Source organism: Vibrio sp. 10N.222.49.C9, assembly GCF_041474985.1.
Classification (GTDB): Bacteria; Pseudomonadota; Gammaproteobacteria; order Enterobacterales; family Vibrionaceae; genus Vibrio; species Vibrio crassostreae_C.
The window spans coordinates 1-509 of record NZ_JBFRVD010001442.1; the positions used below are offsets into that span (position 1 = coordinate 1).

1 pseudogene is annotated in these 509 nt (G+C 46.2%); it reads left to right on the plus strand.

Going from position 1 to position 509, the window contains the following annotated elements:
• A pseudogene (gene clpA, locus AB4585_RS28670) lies at window positions 1-509 on the plus strand (ATP-dependent Clp protease ATP-binding subunit ClpA); the annotation flags it as partial.

A 509-nucleotide genomic window follows, 5' to 3' on the forward strand; every position in this document is an offset into this window, starting at 1 on the left:
AAGTAGCGGTAAGTTGCGTTGTATTGGGTCTACGACTTATCAGGAATACAGCACCATCTTTGAAAAGGAACGCGCGCTGTCTCGCCGATTCCAAAAGATTGATGTGGTTGAACCATCTCTAGATGACACCACTAAGATCCTAATGGGCCTTAAATCGAAATACGAAGAGCACCATGAGGTTCGTTATACCAATAAAGCCCTTCGTGCTGCGGTAGAGCTTTCTGCTAAATACATTAACGAGCGTCATTTGCCTGATAAAGCCATCGACGTGATTGATGAAGCGGGTGCGAAGAGTCGCTTAGTGCCGAGCAGTCGTCGTAAGAAGACGGTAGGGGTGGGCGATATCGAAGCTATGGTGGCTAAGATGGCGCGTATTCCAGAGAAGTCGGTCTCTTCTTCAGATAAAGACATTCTTCAGAATCTAGATAAGAAAATGAAGATGTTGGTGTTTGGACAAGATGAGGCTATCGATGTACTGAGCGAGTCTATCAAGTTGTCTCGCGCTGGTT